Here is a 17,368-nt window from a genome sequence, read left to right on the forward strand (position 1 = left end):
GGTCCCGCCGGAGGGTGGCCGGAGCGAGGGCGGCGCCCGTTCCGCCGGGCGGCCGCGGCGGCGGGTCGGGGAGAGAGGCGAAGCGCACGCCCCCATTGGGTCGGGGTATCTGCCCGCATCCCTTGCCAGGGGGATATCCGGACGCTAGCCTGCGAGCCGCAGCAAGAGACGGCCCGCCCGTGATGCCGGCGCGGTCTTCCCCCCTGCCAGGCAGCCGGGCGCAAGATGTGCCGCTCCGCATCCGAAGTCCCGGGCGGCGTCAACTGAAATAAATTCATCGATACCACGATGATTATTCTAGCCAGCGCCCGATCCGGCGTCAGCGGCGGTGCCGGCGCGCCCGCGCCGTCCCAACGCAAGTGATTTCATGACGTTACGCCGGCGTTCGGGGCGCTGATGCGGCGTCCGGCCGGAGCGCAAGGCAGGCCCGAGCTTCCTTGACTGCGACCTCGTGACCTCCTCATTCTTGATATTAATCAAATTCCTAAGAACGAGGTCCAGGGAGCCGGCGCCGAGGATGCGGACACGCTTTCCGTCCATGATGAGCCTGAGGGCCTTCGAGGCTGCGGCCCGGCATCTCAGCTTCACCCGCGCAGGCGTGGAGCTGAACCTGACGCCGACCGCCATCAGCCACCAGATCCGCAATCTGGAGGAGACCCTCGGCGCACGGTTGTTCATCCGCAACAACAATGCCCTGACCCTGACGCGCACGGCCGAGGCCTATCTCAGCTCGGTGCGCTCCGCCATCGTCGAGATTTCCTCGGCCACCAACCGCGCGGCCGACAATTCCGACGAGCGGGTGCTCACCGTGCAGTGCCTCGGCACCTTCGCCATCAAGCGCCTGCTGCCGCATCTGCACGATTTCCGCGCGCTCTACCCGTCCATTTCCCTGCGCCTGCGCACCACGCAATGGTTCGAGAATGCGCAGAACTACGATTTCGACGTCGCCATCTGGCACGGCGCCGGCGACTGGGCCGGCGTGAGCGTGGACAAGCTCGGCACCGAGGAGGTGTTCCCGGTGTGCAGCCCGCGCCTGTTCGCCAAGGGACCGCGGCTGCGCGAGCCCGCCGACCTCGCCGCGCACACGGTGATCCGCACCTCGTCCCTGATCCTGCGCGACGAATGGCCGTTCTGGCTGGAGGCGGCGGACGTGCCGGGGCTCGAATTCCAGTCCGAGATCGCCTGCGACTACATGATCACCTCGCTCCACGCCGCCATCGACGGGCTCGGGGTCATCCTCGGCCGCTCGGGGGTCGTGGGTCCCGATCTGGAAAGCGGGCGGCTGGTGGAGCCGTTCGGCCTCAGGGCGCGCTCGGCCTTCAGCTATTATCTCGTCACGCCCCACGCCAATGCCGGCGTCAACAAGGTCGCGACCTTCCGCGGCTGGCTGCTGGAGCGCCTCAACGAGGCGCCGGCGCCCCGCACCCTGAGTGCGTGAGGCCGGCGCCTCGCTTCATGCCCGCCGCCGTGGAGATGCCGCCCGGCTATGGACCGGTCGTGGCCACCCTTCGGGCTTCTTCGACGAATTCCAAATGAATTTCAACACCTTGATCTCTCGCTGAATTTTGCTCAGCGCCCGTTTCAGAAATCATCGTTGGCGCGAAATCCGGCGATCGCGCACCCATAGCCCGTCAAGAAGATGCGAGCGGAGCAAACGATGCCCGAGGTGTTCGTCACCACGTCCGACCAGCTGCCGGAGGGCGGCCGCGCCACGGTGCGCGCCGGAAAGCACGAGATCGGCGTGATCCGCGCCAAGGGCAAGCTGCACGCTTTCCTCAACCTGTGCCCGCACCAGGGCGGGCCGGTCTGCGCCGGGCTGATGATCCACAAGGTGGAGGAGATCATCGCCGAGGACCACACCTACCAGGGCATGCGCTTCAACGAGGACGTGCTGCACATCGTCTGCCCCTGGCACGGCTGGGAATTCGACATCGAGACCGGCAAGTGCGCGGGCGACGGCGCCGTGGGCCTGCGCCGCTTCACCGCCGTGGAGAGGGACGCCAATGTCTATGTCATCGTCTGAACTGGCCCGCCCCGCCATGCCGCCCGCTCCCGCCCCCCTGTCCGAGGCGGACATCGCCCGCCTGGTCGACCAGCTTCGGGCGGCGGCGGCCGGCGACGCGGCGCCGACTTCCCCGAAGGCGCGCTGAACGAGCTCGCGACGCTCCTGGTCCAGGTCTGCGGCGCCAAGTTCGATGGCGGGAACCGGGTCCAGGTGCTCGGCGACGGCGGCGCGGTGAGCGCCACGGCCGTTCTCGTCACCGTCTCGGCGATGATGAAGGCCTCGAACCTCGAAATCTTCGAGCTCGGCATGTGGCAGTCCTGGTCGGGCACCCGCTGAGCACACGGCAAGGAATTTCAGCCATGCATTTCCGCTCCAGCACCCCCGCTTACGACATGAACATCGAGGGCTTCCACACCGGGGAGCACCTCGCCAATGCCCGCGCCCAGGCCGATGTCCGCGGGCTCGACGACGTCCTCGTGGTGGACGTGGATTCGCATCACTACGAGACCGACAATCTCGCGGAGATCCTCGAATACATCGAGGACCCGGCGCTCAAGCAGCTCGCCATCAACACCTACGCCTACAAGGGCGCGACCTCGGTGCTGGTGGACCAGCCGGGCTACCAGGACGGCGGCGGTCGGGTGACGCGCTACATGGAGCGCAAGCACGAGAAGATCGATCTCACCGGCGCCCGCGCGAGGTGGAGCAGACGCTGCGCTGGATGGATGCGCTCAGCGTCGACTATGCCTGCCTGTTCCCCACCCCCATGCTGTTCCTCGGCCTGCACCCGCAGCACGAGGTCGAGGTGGGCATGGCGCGGGCCTACAATCGCTGGCTGACGGACAATGTCACGCCCACCTGCAAGCGGCTGAAGACCATGCTCTATCTGCCGTTCAACGACCCCGAGGCCACCTACCGGATGGTGAAGGAGTTCGGCCACAAGGAAGGCGTGATCGGCTTCATGGTGGTCTCGACCCGCTACAAGCCGGTCTATGACAACGCCTATATGAAGACCTACGCGCTGCTGGAGGAGATGGGCCTGCCGCTCTCCTTCCACGCCTCCTACCACTGGAACGACCAGCTGGTCTCGCTCACCAACCGCTTCATCACCGCCCATGCGGTGGGCTTCACCTTCTTCAACGCGGTGCACTGCGCCAACTGGGTGATCAACGGCCTGCCCGAGCGCTTCCCGAAGCTCAAGGTGATCTGGATCGAATCCGGCCTCGCCTGGGTGCCGTGGCTGATGCAGCGGCTCGACAACGATTTCCGCATGCGCACCTCCGAGGCGCCTTCGCTGAAGCGTCTGCCGAGCGACTATATGCGCGAGATGTACTACACCACCCAGCCGATGGAGATGGTGAACAACATGGAGGCGCTGGAACTCACCTTCAAGATGATCAATGCGGATACGCAATTGCTCTATTCGTCCGACTATCCCCATTGGGACATGGACCTGCCGAGCACCATCTGGGACCTGAAGTTCCTCTCCGAGCAGTCGAAGCGCAACATCCTCGGCCTCAACGCCAAGCGCATCTTCAACCTGGACATCTCCGACCGCTTCCCGGCGCAGGCTCCGGCGGCGGGCGCGATGGCGCCGGCGAAGTAGGCCGGCCGAAACGCGGCGGCCGGCTTAACCTGCGTCATGCCCCGGGCTTGTCCCGGGGCATCCATTTGGATCGCCTGCTGCGCGCGCAAGCGGGGGGCCGCGCGCGCGGCGCGGTGGATGCCCCGGACAAGCCGGGGGATGATGGGGATACACCGACGCGGGGCAACGGCCACCGCTGGCGCCTGAAGCTGTCATGGTGGTCGACTGTTCGGGTTGGATCGCCGACGGGCGGGCGACCGATGGTGACGCTTCCCCCTCCACGGCTGAGACGCTAAGCGTCGTCGATGCGCATTGCCATTGTCGGGGCCTATGGGCTCATCGGTTCATATGTGGCCGCCCGATTAGCGGCCGACGGTCATGTGGTCGTCGGCGTTGGTCGCGACATCGACGCGGCCCGCCGTCGCTTCCCCGCCTTGGAGTGGAAGCGCGCCGATCTGGCCAAAGCCACGGTCGCCGATTGGGCCATCCTGCTCGCCGACACCGAGGCTGTGGTCAACTGCGCCGGCGCCTTGCAGGACAGTCCCCGCGACGACCTGAGGGCGGTCCATGTCGAAGGGGTTCGTCGCTTGGCCAAGGCTTGCGAGGAGATCGGCGTCCGCCGTCTCGTGCATATCTCGGCAGCAGGGGTTGAGCCAGGGCGGAGGACTGCGTTCAACGCCACCAAGCTGGAGGCCGAGACTCTTCTGGCTCAAAGCTCGCTGGAGTGGATCATCCTGCGCCCAGGTCTCGTGTTCGCCCCGGCAGCCTATGGCGGTACGGCCTTGTTGCGCGGCCTGGCCGGATTTCCCGGCGCCAGCCCCGTGGTCTTCGGCGACAGCCTTGTCCAGACGATCGGTGCCGAGGATCTCGCGGTCGCGGTCGCCCGCTGCCTGGCCCCGGACGCGCCGACGCGCACCAGCCTAGACCTCGTCCACGGCGAGGCGCTGACCCTGATCGACCTTGTCGGCCGACTGCGCGGCTGGCTGGGGCTGCGGCCAGTACGGACGATCCGCCTGCCGCTGCGTCTGGCCCGCGCGACCGCCGCCGCTAGCGACGCCTTGGCCTGGCTGGGCTGGCGCAGCCCAATGCGCACCGCCGCATTGGAGCAACTGCAGATGGGCGTTCGCGGGCGGACGGAAGACGCCGCGCGCCTGGGATGGGTCCCACGATCCTTCGACGCCCTGCTGGCCGCCGCCCCCTCGGGCGTTCAAGAGCGCTGGTTCGCCCGCGCCTATTTCGCCAAGCCCGCCATCCTCACCTGCCTGTTCGCCTTCTGGCTACTGTCGGGGTTGATCGGCCTGACGGTTGGATTGAAGGACGCCATAGCCATCCTGACCGCCTCCGGCATGGACGCGGGACTGGCGACAGGTGCGGTGATCGGAGGCAGTTTGGTCGACATCGCCCTGGCCCTGCTGCTGATCTGGCGACCGACCGCCGCCCGGGCCTTGCAGGGCATGTTGTTGGTCACAGTCGGCTATCTGCTTGGCGGCGCCCTGGTGCGCCCCGATCTGTGGCTCGATCCAATGGGGCCACTGCTCAAGAGCATTCCCGCCGCTTTCCTGGCCCTGGCGGCCTTGGCCACGCTGGACGAACGCTGATGGACCTCCACGCCCTGCTGAAGATCGCGCACGTGGTTGGCGCGACGGTGCTGCTTGGCACGGGAGCCGGCATCGCCTTTTTCATGCTGATGGCTCATCGCACACGCGATCCAGCATTGATCGGCCATACCGCCAAGATCGTAGTGCTGGCCGATACGGTATTCACAGCCTCGGCGATGATCCTGCAGCCCATCACCGGCGCGTCCCTGGCCCACTTGGTCGGCTATCCGCTGTTCTCGGGATGGATCGGGCTAAGCCTCATTCTCTATGTCGTCACCGGCCTGTGCTGGCTGCCGGTTGTGTGGATCCAAATCCGCCTGCGGGACCTGGCACTTCAAGCCGCCGCCACCGGCGAGCCATTGTCTGAGCGGTATTTCCGCCTGTTCAAACTATGGTTCGTATTGGGTTTCCCGGCATTTGCTGCGGCCTTGGGCATCGTATGGCTGATGGTGGTCAAGCCCGCCTTCTAAGCCTGCAATGGGCGGCCTGCTGAGCACGCCTCTTTAGATAGCCCCCGCGAGGACTTGTCGGTCCTGGTGAACAAAAGCCGGGGGATGACGGCTAAAATGGGCAAGGGCCGCTCGTCGACCCCCAAGGGGCCGGCCGCTCACACCGGGCGGCGGTCCTCGATGGTCTTGGCGTCCGCCGGCAGGGTGCCGGGGGCGAGCAAAGCGAGGCGCCCGCGCAGCTTGGTGGCGGCGCGCAGATCGTCCAGCAGCGCCTCCTGGGACACGGCGGCGGCGTCCGCCACCTCGATCTCCAGCAGCATGTCGTCCTGGTCGCCAATGCGGTCCACCACGAGGCGCGCCTTGGCCACCGCCGGGTGCTTCTTCACCGCCGCCGTCACCTGCACCGGGTGCACGAACATGCCGCGGATTTTTGTCACCTGGTCGGCGCGGCCCATCCAGCCCTTGAGGCGCATGTTCGTCCGGCCGCAGGGGCTCAGGCCCGGCAGAACCGCCGAGAGGTCGCCGGTGGCGAAGCGGATGAGGGGATAGTCCGCGTCGAACAGCGTCACCACCACCTCGCCGACCTCGCCCTCCGCCTCCACCGGGTCGCCGGTGCCGGGGCGCAGGATTTCAACCAGGCAGCCCTCCTCGACGATCATGCCCTCCTCGGCCTCGCTCTCATAAGCGACGAGGCCGAGATCGGCGGTGCCGTAGCACTGGCGCGCCGTGATGCCGGCGGCCTTCAGCTCGGCCCGGTGCGGCGGCAGGAAGGCTTCGCCCGTTACCAGCGCCTTCTTGAGCGAGGAGATGTCGGTGCCGGTCTCGCGCGCCTTGTCCACCAGGATCTTGAGGAAGGAAGGCGTGCCGCCATAGCCCTGCGGGCGGATGTCGGCGATGGCGCGCAATTGCAGGTCGGTCTGGCCGACACCCGCCGGCACCACCGCGCAGCCGAGCGCATGGGCGCCGCTCTCGATCATCGAGCCCGCCGGGGTGAGGTGGTAGGAGAAGGAATTGTGGACGATGTCGCCGGCCCGGAAGCCCGCCGCGAACAGGCCGCGGGCGAAGCGCCAGAAATCGGGGCCGTGGCCCTCCGGATCGTAGATCGGGCCGGGCGACATGAAGATGCGCGCGAGCTTGCCCGGCGCCACCGCGTTGAGGCCGCCGAAGGGCAGGCTTTTCGGCTGGATCTCCAGAAGGTCCGACTTGCGGGTGACGGGCAGCCGCGCCAGCGCCGCGCGCGAGGTCACGGCGGCGGGGTCCACGTCCTTGAACAGGGCGCCGAAGAAAGCCGACTTCGCCTTGGCGTGGGCGACCTGGGCGGGCAGCGCCGCCATCAGCGCGGCCTCGCGCGCCTCGGGGGCGCGGGTCTCGCTGGCGTCGTAGTGGCGGTTCGGATCGGTCATGGTCGGGTCCGTGTGCTTGAGCTGGCGATCGATGTCCCGGTCCCTCACCCGTCGCGCGCCCGGCCCGCCGGAGCCGGGCGGAAGGAGAGCCGGGGCGCAGAGGTGACGGTTTCCGAGGTCGTCATGCCCCGGCTCGTCCGGGGCATCCACTCATCCGTGTCGGCGCGCTTCAAATCCACATGCCAGCCGGGCCGCCGGCGGATCGCCCGGACAAGCCGGGCGATGACGGCAACTCCTGGAGCGTGCGCGGCAGCATGGATGTGCAGACCGGATCGCCCCCCGACGCCTTTGCCGGATCGGCGCTCCGGCTGCGCCGTCGCTGGTCCGGGGAACGGCGCCTGCGATCACGCTACAGCCATCTTTTGCGGCGCTTGAAGCTCTTGAGGTTCTTGAAGGACTTGCGCTCCTCGCCGCCGCCCTGGCCGAGATAGAATTCCTTCACGTCCTCGTTCGACTGGAGCGCCGCCGCCGTGCCGTCCAGCACGATCTTGCCCTGCTCCATGATGTAGCCGTAGTCCGCCACCGAGAGCGCCACGCGCGCATTCTGCTCCACCAGGAGGATGGTGACGCCGAGGTCGCGGTTGAGCTTGCGGATGATGGCGAACACCTCCTTCACCAAGAGCGGCGACAGGCCCATGGAGGGTTCGTCCATGAGGATCAGCTTGGGACGCGCCATCATGGCGCGGCCGATGGCCAGCATCTGCTGCTCGCCGCCGGAGAGGTAGCCGGCAAGGCCGGTGCGCTCCCGCAGGCGCGGGAAATAGTCGTAGACGCGCTCGATGTCGCTCTTCACCTCGTTGTCGCGCCGGGTGAAGGCGCCGAGGCGCAGGTTTTCCAGCACCGTCATGTCGGCGATGATGCGGCGGCCCTCCATCACCTGGAAGATGCCGCGCCGCACGATCTTGTCCGGTTCGATGCCATTGATCTTCTCGCCGGCGAAGGTGATGTCGCCGCGCGTGATCTCGCCGTCCTCGGACTTGAGCAGCCCGGAAATGGCCTTCAGCGTGGTCGACTTGCCGGCGCCGTTGGAGCCGAGCAGCGCCACCACCTGGCCCTGCGGCACCTTCAGCGACAGCCCGCGCAGGACGAGGATCACGTCGTTATAGACCACCTCGATATTGTCCACCGCCAGCAGCGTCTGCGGCGCCGCCTCGGCGGCGGGATCGATCTTCAGTGCGGCCTCGGCCATGGCGGTCTCCTCACGTCTCGGCCCGCGCGTCAGGCCGGCGCAGCCATTGTCACCGTCATGCTCCGGCTTGACCGGAGCATCCACCCGCCGGTCCGGCATGGACCGGCGCAGATATGGGTCCTCCGGTCGAGCCGGAGGACGACGTCGCTAGGGGAGGCGGGCCGAGGCCCGCCCCGCCGCGTTTCTCACCAGCCCTGCAGCTCGGTTTTGCGGGGCAGGTCGATGGTGGCGACCTTGTCCAGCTTGATCACGCCGCTCTTCACCAGTTCGGCCACCGAGGCGTCGGTGGGGCCGTTCACCACGGCGCGGTAGAGGTCCACGCTGGTGGTGGGGCGGTGGTCGGTGGCGGTCCAGGTGGACGGCTTGCACACGCCCTCGGTGCCCTTCGGCACCCAGTCCTTCTTCTGGTACATGCCGTCGCGGATCTTCACGCCGCTGACGCCGCCGTTCTTGTCCGCCCACTCCATGGCCTCCTTCATGTAGAGGGCGGTGCAGATGGCGGCGAGATAGTGCACCGGCCGGTAGGCGGTGCCGGACGGGTCGGAGGTCTTGGAGATCTCCTTCATGGTGGCGAGACCGGGTGCGTTGCCGGACCAGGTGACGGCGGTGCGCACCGGGAACACGACGCCGTTGGCGGCATCCCCCGCCGCCTTGGCGGCATTCTCGTCCATGCCCCAGACGTTGCCGAAGAACTGCACGTCCACGCCGGCGGTCTTGCAGGCCTTCAGCACCGAGATATTGGAGCCGGCGGTGTTGCCGAGATAGGCGTAGTTGGCGCCGGACTGCTTCAGCGTCAGGCACTGGGGCGTGTAGTCACCCGGGGTCAGCGCGAAGGTGATCGGGTCGAGCACCTCGAAGCCCAGCTCCTTGGCATAGGCCTCGGCCGCCGCCTTGGGCGAGTTCGGGAACGGGTGGTTGGCGCCCATGTGCACCCACTTGGGCTTGCCCGGCTTGCCCTTCTTCTTCCAGTCGTCGGCGGCGAACTGCACCATGGCGCGGGCCGCGTCGGAATAAGACGGGCCATAGAAGAAGTTGAACGGCGCGGCGCGCTCGCTCTTCTCGTTCACCTTGCCCTTGGGGTCGGTGAGCGAGGCCGAGTAGGAGGCGGAGAAGTACGGCACCTCCTCCTTGGTCACCATGGCGACCAGCGCCTCGGTGTCGGCGGTGCCCCAGCCCTGGATGGCGACCACCTTGTCGGTGCCCACCCACTTCTTGAAGGCGGCCAGCGCGCGCGGCACCTGGTAGCCGTATTCGTTGAAGTCGGAATTGATCTTCTTGCCGTTCACGCCGCCATTGGCGTTGATCCAGGCGATGGTGTCCTGGATGCCCTGGCCGTAGGGCTGGCCCACGTCCGAGGTGCCGCCCGAATAGTCGGCGAGATGGCCGATATTGATGGTCTGGGCGGCGGCCGGGCCGGCGGCGGCGATCGCCAGCGCCGACACGACGGACAACGCGATCTTCTTCATGTGCGTCTCCTTGGTTGATCCTCTTGGGGCGGGGAGGTCTTCCTGCCGCCTTCGCCGGGGTGGTCTACGGGTCAGTACGAGAACGGGTAGAGCTTCCAGTAGGCCTTGATCAGCCGCCAGCGGTGCGCGAGGCCGTCCGGCTCGAAGATCAGGAACAGGATGATGGTGGCACCGATCAGCATCTCGCGCATGTAGGTGATGCCGTCCTTCAGGTGCAGCACCTGGTCGATGGTGCTGCCCTGGAGCGCGCTCGCCAGCATGCCCGTCAGTTCCGGCAGCAGCACCATGAAGATGGTGCCCATGAGCGAGCCCATGATGGAGCCGAGCCCGCCGATGATGATCATGCCGAGGAACTGGATCGAGAACAGGATGTCGAGCCCCTCCACCGACATGAAGCCGATATAGTGGGCATAGAGTGCGCCGCCGATGCCGGCGTAGAAGGACGAGATGCCGAACGCCATGGTGCGGTACTTCGTCAGGTTCACGCCCATCATCTCGGCGGAGAGATAGTGGTCGCGCACCGCGATCAGCGCCCGCCCGTCGCGGGTGCGCATCAGGTTGGTGGCGCCGAGATACATCACCACCACGAAGAACAGCACCACATAGAAGTAGCGCGTGTCGCCGGAGAGGTCGTAGCCGAACAACTCGAACGGCGGCGCCATGGCGCCGTGGGTGCCGCCAGTGAACCATTCGGCGCGCACGAAGAAGTCCTGCAGGATGAACTGCGCGGCCAGCGTCGCGATGGCGAGGTAGAGCCCCTTCACCCGTGCCGCCGGCAGGCCGAAGATGAGGCCGACGATGGTGGTCCACAGCCCCGCCAGCACGATGGCCAGCGGCACCGGCACGCCCTTGTTGGCGAGATAGGCCGAGGCGAAGCCGCCGAAGCCGAAGAACACGGCGTGGCCGATGGAGATCTGCCCCGAGAAGCCGACCAGGATGTTCAGCCCCAAGGCGGCGATGCCGAGATAGCCGATCTGGATCATCAGGCTCAGCACGTAGCGCGACAGGAACATCGGCGCGAAGCACAGGGCGACGATCGCCGCCACGATCAGGATCAGCGTCAGGCGGGTCGAGAAGATCGTCTGGTCGGCCTGGTAGCTGGTGCGGTAGTCGCCGCACGGACGCATGGAGGTCATGGCCATGGTCTCAGACCCTCTCGATGTCGCGGGTGCCGAACAGCCCGTAGGGCTTGATCATCAGGATCAGGATCAGGGCGTAGAAGGGCGCGATCTCGTAGAGGTTGCCCCACTTGAGATACTGGCTGTCCACGAACTGGGCGAGGTTCTCCAGGAGGCCGACGATGAGGCCGCCCACCACCGCGCCGAACACGCTGTCGAGGCCGCCGAGGATCACCGCCGGGAACACCTTGATGCCGAAGAAGGAGAGGGCGGAGGACACGCCGTTGACGATGCCCACCACCACGCCGGCGACCGCCGAGACCGCCGCCGAGATGCCCCAGGACAGCGCGAACACCTGGCGCACGGAGATGCCGAGCGACTGCGCCACCTGCTGGGAGAAGGCGGTGGCCCGCATGGCGAGGCCCATCTTCGAATACTTAAAGAACCAGGCGAAGCCGGCCATGATGGCAAGGCTCACCCCGGTGGACATCAAATAGGCGGTCTGCACCTGGAGCCCGAGGATATTGACCTGCGCCACCGGGAAGATGGGCGGGAACGGCTGGGCGAAGGTGCCGAACATCCACTTCATCAGCGCCTGGAAGAAGATGGACAGGCCGATCGTCACCATGATGACGGAGATGATGGGCTCGCCGATCAGCGGCCGCAGCACCACCATCTGCACCAGGATGCCGAACACCATCATGAAGGCGATGGCGATCAGGAAGCCCCAGAAGAAGGGAATGTCCCAGGCGGTCAGAAGCCACCAGCACACCCACGCGCCGATCAGCAGGAACTCGCCCTGGGCGAAGTTCACCACCTGGCTGGCCTTGTAGATGAGCACGAAGCACATGCCGACCACGCCGTAGAGCGTGCCGATGATGAGCCCGTTGATGATGAGCTGGACGAGGAGCTGGGACTGCATCAGCGGGGCTCCGGGAAGGGCACGACGCCGCTCGCCTCTCCCCTTGCGGGAGAGGGGGCGGGGGTGAGGGGTGGGGAGGCGCAAGCGGAACCGCGCGCCCCGGCCGACTGAAGCGGCAGCGGAAGGAGAGCCGGGGCCCCGCGCAAAAGGTCGCCGAAGGCGGCGCGATCAGGGGCGTAGGCAGCAAGAGCCGGCTTCGCCGACTCTTCTCCTGGGCCCCGGATCGGCGCTCCGGCTGCGCCGTCGCTGGTCCGGGGCGCGGCGGACACGTAGGCCGCCATCACGCCGCCCTCCTTTTGGCTTCGGTGGCGGCGGTGCCGGCGCGGGTGTCCAGCTCGACAACGTCGAGCTTGGTCTTGATGCGCTGCTTGGTGCCGTCCTGGAAGGTGATGGTGGTGTCCACGTCGATCACCTTCTCGCCCGCATACATGGCGTCGATGATGGTGCCGTAGCGCTCGTTGATGACGCCGCGGCGGACCTTGCGGGTGCGAGTCAGCTCGCCGTCGTCCGCGTCCAGCTCCTTGTAGAGCAGCAGGAAGCGGGAGATGCGCTGCTTCGCGGCCAGCGTCTTGTTCACCTCCTCCACCTCCTTGCGCAGGAGGGCGATGACCTCCGGCTTGGAGGACAGGTCGGTGTAGGTGGTGAAGGCGATGCGCTGCTTCTCGGCCCACTTGGAGACGATGGAGAAGCGGATGCAGATGATGGCGGCGAGGCTGTCGCGCCCGTCGCCGAGGATCACCGCCTCGGCCACATAAGGCGAGAACTTCAGCTTGTTCTCGATGTATTGCGGCGAGAAGCGGTCGCCGTGCGCGGTCTGCGCCATGTCGCGCACGCGGTCGATGACCACGAGGTGGCCCTTGTCGTTGAAGAAGCCGGCGTCGCCGGTGCGCATCCAGCCCTCCGGGTCGAACGACTTGGCGGTCTCCGCGTCGTTGCGGAAATAGCCGGTGAACATGTTGCGGTGGCGCGTCACCACCTCGCCGAGGCCGTTCTTGTCGGGATCGTCGATGCGGATCTCGACGCCCTCCATGGGCACGCCCACCGTGTCGAAATCCACGTCCTGCGCCTCGTGCAGGGTGTAGGCGCCGAGCAGCTCGGTCTGGCCGTAGAGCTGGCGCATGGGCACGCCGAGCGCGAGGAAGAAGCGGAAGGTGTCGGGCCCGAGCGCCGCGCCGCCGGTGGCGGCCGACTTCAGGCGGGTGAAGCCCAGCCGGTCGCGCAAGGCGCGGAACAGGAGGACGTCCGCCAAGGCCGAGCGGCGGCCCCGCTCCAGCGCCTTGAGGCCCAGCGCCATGCCGAAATGGAACATGGCGCGCTTCAATGCCGAGGCGTCCATCATGCGGGCGCGCACGTCGGCGGCGATCTGCTCCCACACGCGCGGGGCGAACAGCACGAAGGTGGGGCCGATCTCGCGCATGTCGGCCATCATGGTCTCCGGCTCCTCGACGAAGTTCACCTTCATGCGGGAGAGGAGCGCCTGACCGAAGGCGTAGATCTGCTCCATGATCCAGGGCATCTGGAGCACGCTGACATACTCGTCGTCGGGCGCGCGGGTCCGCATGAGGAGGTAAGCCTTGCAGTGGCGCAGCAGCGCGCCGCCGGTCAGCATGGCGAGCTTGGGGTGGGAGGTGGTGCCCGAGGTGGTGCACAGGATGGCGACGTCGTCGCCCTTGCCGGCGGCCACCATGTCCGCATAGGCGGCGGGCGCTGCGGCATCGCGGGCGCGGCCCTGCTCCTCCAGGCTCTCCAGCGAAACGAGACGCGGGTCGTCGTATTTGCGGATGCCGCGCGGGTCGGAATAGACGATGTGGCGGACGGTGGGGATCTTCTCCTCGAGCTGGAGCAGCTTGTCCACCTGCTCCTCGTCCTCGGCGAACACCACGGCCACGTCCGCATAGGTGATGAGATAGGCCACCTCGTCGGCGAGCGCGTCGCGATAGATGCCCAGACTCATACCGCCGAGCGCATGGGCGGCGATCTCGCCCATCAGCCATTCCGGGCGGTTGTCGCCGAGCAGCGCCACCACGTCGCCCCGGGCGACGCCGAGGCCGGCGAGGCCGAGGGCGATGTGCTTCACGCGGCGCGCCACCTCGCCCCAGGTATAGGCGTTCCAGATGCCGAGGTCCTTCTCGCGCAGCCAGATGTCGCCGCCATGTTCGGCGGCGTGCAGCTCCAGGAGCTTCGGCAGGGTGTCGTAGCGGGTGATGTCGGGCAGGGTCATGTGCTTGGCCCTCACGCCACTTCGTCTTCGTGGACGGGCTCGCCGTCGATCTCCAGGTCGTCCTCGCCGAGATAGGCCTTGCGCACATTCTCGTTGGCGAGCACCTCGGCCGGCAGGCCTTCCGCGATCTTGCGGCCGAAATCCAGCACCATCACCCGGTGGGAGATGTCCATCACCACCCCCATGTCGTGCTCGATCATGATGATGGTCATGCCCCATTCCTCGTTGAGGTCGATGATGTAGCGGGCCATGTCCTCCTTCTCCTCGAGATTCATGCCCGCCATGGGCTCGTCGAGAAGGATGATCTTCGGCTCCAGCGCCACCGCGCGGGCGAGCTCCACGCGCTTTCTGAGGCCGTAGGAGAGCGTGCCGGCGGTGGCCTTGCGCACGTGCTGGATCTCGAGGAAGTCGATGACGTTCTCGACCGCCTTGCGGTGCTCCAGCTCCTCCTTCTGGGCGCCGCCGATCCAGTAGATCGCGCCGGAGAGGAAGTTGTTCTTCAGCAGATGGTGGCGCCCGACCATGATGTTGTCGAGCACGCTCATGTGGCTGAACAGCGCGAGATTCTGGAACGTGCGGCCGATGCCGATGGCGGCGCGCTTGTTGGGCTTGAGCTTGGTGATGTCGCGCCCCTCGAAGCGCACCCGCCCCTCGGTCGGCGAATAGCGGCCCGAGATGCAGTTGAGCATGGAGGTCTTGCCGGCGCCGTTGGGGCCGATGATGGAGAACAATTCGCCGGGCTTCACGTGGAAGCTCACGTCGGAGAGCGCCTTCAGGCCGCCGAATCGCAGGGAGATGTTGTCCACGTCCAGGATGGCGTGCGCATCGGCACGCGCCTGCGGAACCACGTTCGTGGTGCTCAAGCCGTCCTCCCTATGTGTCCCGGAGGTTCGGCTTTGCCGCCCCCCATGTGGCGCCCCGCGTGTCGCGTTGGCTCGGCGCCTGCCCGATCGTCACGTCGGGCTTCAGGAAACAATCAAGCGTTCTTTTTTATTCTGGTCAAGCGGCATTTCTTGTCGCAGGATGCCCTTGCATGGCGGCGTCTCAGACTTCAGTCTAAGGCATTCCGATCCCACGCACGGTTGTGCTCCGGCGCAATCCAATCACCACCCCGGGGCCGCAGCAAGGCCGGGATGGACAGTGAGAGGCAGACGCTGAAGAGGCCATGGCGCGCACCATCGGATCAAACGGCGCCCGGACCGCCGAGGCCATCCGGCAGGCGGGCGTGAAGCTCATCTACCGGCATGGCTACGAGGCCATGAGCCTCAGGCAGCTGGCGGCCGAGGTGGGGCTTCAGTCCGGTTCGCTCTACAAGTATTTCGACAACAAGCAGACCCTGCTGTTCGACATCGTGCGCGAGCACATGGCCGACCTGCTCTCCAAGGCGGAAGCCGACCTCGCCGGCATCGACGACCCCATGGCCCGCCTGAAGGCGTTCTCGGCCTTCCATCTGCGCTACCACATGCAGCGCATGGCCCACGTCTTCATCGCCAACATGGAGATCAGGAGCCTCGACGACGACCACCGGGCCATGGTGGTGGGGCTGCGCCGGCGCTACGAGAACCTTCTGGAGGACACGCTGCGCGAGGGGGCGCAGGCCGGGGTGTTCCAGATCGCCGAGCCGAAGGTCGCCACCTACGCCATCATCTCCATGCTCACCGGCATCTGCATGTGGTACCGGCCCGGCGGACGCCTCAGCCAGGACCAGCTGGTGGACATCTATACCGGCCTCGTGATCGACGGCGTGACCGGGCCGCAGGGCCTGCCGGCCGCCGCCGAGCGGCACCGCGCTTTGGTGTGAGGGCCGGCCGCTTGCCATCCGCGGCCCGCCGGCCCATATAGGGTCCGGGAGGTTGGCGGTGGACGAGCCACTCGCCAACCGGGTCAGGTCCGGAAGGAAGCAGCCCCAACGAGCCCGGTCTCGGGTCTTCGTCCAGCCTCCCACCCCATTCCCTTCGCGAGCCCAGTTGCCGCGCCCCGTCGCTGTGCCATTCGCGCCGCAGGGCGTGCCGCGCGGCGGTATGCCGGATGGCCGTCCGGGGCCGTGGACGACGGGGATTTGCCCGCCCGACCATCGACGCCTGCGTGCGCGATGCTATGTATGGGGGAGGGCCATCGGCGGCCCCGAAGGCGGCAGGATGAGCGATCAGCAGCGCAGCGACGATGAGGAGGCCGGGCCGGGCCTCGATCTCGGCCTCGCCGAAGCTGCGCCCGCGCGACCCGCGCCGGCCGCCGCGCCTGCGCCCTACCGCGTGCTCGCCCGCAAGTACCGGCCGCAGAATTTCGAGGACCTGATCGGCCAGGAGGCGATGGTGCGCACGCTGCGCAACGCCTTCGCCTCGGGGCGCATCGCCCAAGCCTATATCCTCACCGGCGTGCGCGGGGTGGGCAAGACCACCACCGCCCGCATCCTCGCCCGCGCGCTCAATTACGAGCCGGCGGACGGCGCGCCGGGCGCGCCAACGCTCGACCTCTCCGCTTTCGGCCGCCACTGCCGCGACATCGTCGAATCGCGCCACGTGGACGTGATGGAGATGGACGCCGCCTCCAACACCTCCATCAACGATATCCGCGAGATCATCGAGAGCGCGCGCTACCGCCCGGTGATGGCGCGCTACAAGGTCTACATCATCGACGAGGTGCACATGCTCTCCACGGCGGCCTTCAACGGGCTGCTGAAGACGCTGGAGGAGCCGCCGGAGCATGTGAAGTTCATCTTCGCCACCACCGAGATCCGCAAGGTGCCGGTCACGGTGCTGTCGCGCTGCCAGCGCTTCGACCTGCGCCGCGTGGAGGCGGGGGAACTCGCCGCGCACCTCTCGGGCATCTGCGCCAAGGAAGGCGTGACCATCGAGCCGGAGGCGCTCGCCATCGTCGCGCGCGCGGCGGAAGGCTCGGTGCGCGATTCGCTCTCCCTGCTCGACCAGGCCATCGCCCATGGCGGCGGCAAGGTGGGTGCGGAAGAGGTGCGGCGCCTGCTGGGCCTCGCCGACAAGGGGCGCGTCATCGACCTGTTCGAGGCGCTCATGAAGGGCGAGATGGCGCGCGCGCTGGGCGAGTTCCGCGACCAGTACGACGCCGGCGCCGATCCCGCCGTGATCCTCACCGATCTCGCCGAATTCACGCACCTCGTCACCCGCCTCAAGATCGTGCCGCAGAGCGCCGAGGACGCGGCCCTGGTGGAGGCCGAGCGCCTGCGCGGCGCCGAGATGGCGCAGGCCCTGTCCATGCGGGTGCTGGCGCGGGCCTGGCAGATGCTCACCAAGGGCGTCGGCGAGGTGCAGCAGGCGCCCAAGCCCGCCCAGGCGGCGGAGATGGTGCTGGTGCGCCTCGGCTATGCCGCCGACCTTCCCACCCCCGACGAGGCGCTGCGCCAATTGCGCGACCAGGGGGAGCGGCGGGAGCGAGGCTC

General features: G+C 67.4%; 15 protein-coding genes and 1 other RNA gene. 9 read left to right on the top strand and 7 right to left on the bottom strand.

The genetic code is table 11. The annotated features are described in order from the left end of the window. The first annotated feature begins 517 nt into the window (after positions 1–517). The 6 genes from gcvA to AC2W7M_RS06580 all read left to right on the top strand — a co-directional run bounded on the left by gcvA (position 518) and on the right by AC2W7M_RS06580 (position 5,658). Complete coding sequence (gene gcvA / locus AC2W7M_RS06555; RefSeq protein ID WP_486131052.1) at positions 518–1,438, top strand: transcriptional regulator GcvA; 921 nt, start codon at positions 518–520, stop codon at positions 1,436–1,438. Between the two features lie 219 nt (positions 1,439–1,657). Continuing rightward, the gene (locus AC2W7M_RS06560) at positions 1,658–2,023 is read left to right on the top strand and encodes a Rieske (2Fe-2S) protein (RefSeq protein ID WP_121625012.1); all 366 of its coding nucleotides are present in this window, start codon (positions 1,658–1,660) and stop codon (positions 2,021–2,023) included. Between the two features lie 341 nt (positions 2,024–2,364). Continuing rightward, complete coding sequence (locus AC2W7M_RS06565) at positions 2,365–2,844, top strand: hypothetical protein (protein WP_486131054.1); 480 nt, start codon at positions 2,365–2,367, stop codon at positions 2,842–2,844. After that, complete coding sequence (locus AC2W7M_RS06570) at positions 2,727–3,611, top strand: amidohydrolase family protein (RefSeq protein ID WP_486131056.1); 885 nt, start codon at positions 2,727–2,729, stop codon at positions 3,609–3,611. Before AC2W7M_RS06565 ends, AC2W7M_RS06570 begins: the two co-directional genes overlap by 118 nt. Positions 3,612–3,895: 284 nt before the next feature. Then, on the top strand, positions 3,896–5,188 hold the full coding sequence (locus tag AC2W7M_RS06575) for an SDR family oxidoreductase (RefSeq protein ID WP_486131058.1): 1,293 nt from the start codon (positions 3,896–3,898) through the stop codon (positions 5,186–5,188). Continuing rightward, positions 5,188–5,658, top strand: coding sequence for a DUF2269 family protein (locus AC2W7M_RS06580; RefSeq protein ID WP_486131060.1), 471 nt, complete (start codon positions 5,188–5,190; stop codon positions 5,656–5,658). The genes AC2W7M_RS06575 and AC2W7M_RS06580 overlap by 1 nt, the downstream gene beginning before the upstream one ends. A 137-nt stretch (positions 5,659–5,795) precedes the next feature. On the opposite strand, the gene AC2W7M_RS06585 is transcribed toward AC2W7M_RS06580, so the two are convergent. The 7 genes from AC2W7M_RS06585 to AC2W7M_RS06615 form a co-directional block, all read right to left on the bottom strand. Next, entirely contained in the window at positions 5,796–7,040 is a 1,245-nt protein-coding gene (locus AC2W7M_RS06585) for a phenylacetate--CoA ligase family protein (RefSeq protein ID WP_486131062.1), read from the bottom strand. A gap of 349 nt (positions 7,041–7,389) precedes the next feature. Then, on the bottom strand, positions 7,390–8,229 hold the full coding sequence (locus AC2W7M_RS06590) for an ABC transporter ATP-binding protein (RefSeq protein WP_486131063.1): 840 nt from the start codon (positions 8,227–8,229) through the stop codon (positions 7,390–7,392). A gap of 185 nt (positions 8,230–8,414) precedes the next feature. Further along, a complete protein-coding gene (locus tag AC2W7M_RS06595) occupies positions 8,415–9,695 on the bottom strand; it encodes an ABC transporter substrate-binding protein (protein ID WP_486131065.1) in 1,281 nt (426 codons plus the stop codon). Positions 9,696–9,766: 71 nt separating this feature from the next. Further along, a complete protein-coding gene (locus tag AC2W7M_RS06600; protein WP_486131067.1) occupies positions 9,767–10,837 on the bottom strand; it encodes a branched-chain amino acid ABC transporter permease in 1,071 nt (356 codons plus the stop codon). A gap of 4 nt (positions 10,838–10,841) precedes the next feature. Then, on the bottom strand, positions 10,842–11,735 hold the full coding sequence (locus AC2W7M_RS06605; RefSeq protein WP_121625019.1) for a branched-chain amino acid ABC transporter permease: 894 nt from the start codon (positions 11,733–11,735) through the stop codon (positions 10,842–10,844). Between the two features lie 280 nt (positions 11,736–12,015). Next, positions 12,016–13,956 (bottom strand): AMP-binding protein, encoded by a 1,941-nt coding sequence (locus AC2W7M_RS06610; RefSeq protein WP_486131069.1) that lies wholly within the window; start codon positions 13,954–13,956, stop codon positions 12,016–12,018. A gap of 11 nt (positions 13,957–13,967) precedes the next feature. Further along, positions 13,968–14,762 (bottom strand): ABC transporter ATP-binding protein, encoded by a 795-nt coding sequence (locus AC2W7M_RS06615; RefSeq protein ID WP_486131075.1) that lies wholly within the window; start codon positions 14,760–14,762, stop codon positions 13,968–13,970. 359 nt (positions 14,763–15,121) lie between these two features. Here AC2W7M_RS06615 and AC2W7M_RS06620 point away from each other — a divergent pair, with 359 nt between their 5' ends. The 3 genes from AC2W7M_RS06620 to AC2W7M_RS06630 all read left to right on the top strand — a co-directional run. Beyond that, on the top strand, positions 15,122–15,757 hold the full coding sequence (locus AC2W7M_RS06620) for a TetR/AcrR family transcriptional regulator (protein ID WP_486131071.1): 636 nt from the start codon (positions 15,122–15,124) through the stop codon (positions 15,755–15,757). Positions 15,758–15,803: 46 nt separating this feature from the next. Further along, positions 15,804–15,902: signal recognition particle sRNA small type (gene ffs / locus AC2W7M_RS06625), an RNA gene on the top strand. A 192-nt stretch (positions 15,903–16,094) separates the two neighbouring features. After that, positions 16,095–17,368 (top strand): DNA polymerase III subunit gamma/tau (locus AC2W7M_RS06630; protein WP_486131073.1); only part of this gene is annotated, 1,274 nt, incomplete at its 3' end.

The sequence above is a fragment of the Xanthobacter sp. BG11Y11_SDJG genome (genome assembly GCF_057364445.1).

What these genes read in the sequence shown, in the direction of transcription:
- AC2W7M_RS06575 (WP_486131058.1), top strand. Translation starts at nt 3,896, where the DNA reads ATGCGCATTGCCATTGTCGGGGCCTATGGGCTCATCGGTTCATATGTG.
- AC2W7M_RS06585 (WP_486131062.1), bottom strand. Translation starts at nt 7,040, where the DNA reads ATGACCGATCCGAACCGCCACTACGACGCCAGCGAGACCCGCGCCCCC.
- AC2W7M_RS06565 (WP_486131054.1), top strand. Translation starts at nt 2,365, where the DNA reads ATGCATTTCCGCTCCAGCACCCCCGCTTACGACATGAACATCGAGGGC.
- gcvA (WP_486131052.1), top strand. Translation starts at nt 518, where the DNA reads ATGCGGACACGCTTTCCGTCCATGATGAGCCTGAGGGCCTTCGAGGCT.
- AC2W7M_RS06580 (WP_486131060.1), top strand. Translation starts at nt 5,188, where the DNA reads ATGGACCTCCACGCCCTGCTGAAGATCGCGCACGTGGTTGGCGCGACG.
- AC2W7M_RS06610 (WP_486131069.1), bottom strand. Translation starts at nt 13,956, where the DNA reads ATGACCCTGCCCGACATCACCCGCTACGACACCCTGCCGAAGCTCCTG.
- AC2W7M_RS06620 (WP_486131071.1), top strand. Translation starts at nt 15,122, where the DNA reads ATGGCGCGCACCATCGGATCAAACGGCGCCCGGACCGCCGAGGCCATC.
- AC2W7M_RS06595 (WP_486131065.1), bottom strand. Translation starts at nt 9,695, where the DNA reads ATGAAGAAGATCGCGTTGTCCGTCGTGTCGGCGCTGGCGATCGCCGCC.
- AC2W7M_RS06590 (WP_486131063.1), bottom strand. Translation starts at nt 8,229, where the DNA reads ATGGCCGAGGCCGCACTGAAGATCGATCCCGCCGCCGAGGCGGCGCCG.
- AC2W7M_RS06560 (WP_121625012.1), top strand. Translation starts at nt 1,658, where the DNA reads ATGCCCGAGGTGTTCGTCACCACGTCCGACCAGCTGCCGGAGGGCGGC.
- AC2W7M_RS06570 (WP_486131056.1), top strand. Translation starts at nt 2,727, where the DNA reads ATGGATGCGCTCAGCGTCGACTATGCCTGCCTGTTCCCCACCCCCATG.
- AC2W7M_RS06605 (WP_121625019.1), bottom strand. Translation starts at nt 11,735, where the DNA reads ATGCAGTCCCAGCTCCTCGTCCAGCTCATCATCAACGGGCTCATCATC.
- AC2W7M_RS06600 (WP_486131067.1), bottom strand. Translation starts at nt 10,837, where the DNA reads ATGGCCATGACCTCCATGCGTCCGTGCGGCGACTACCGCACCAGCTAC.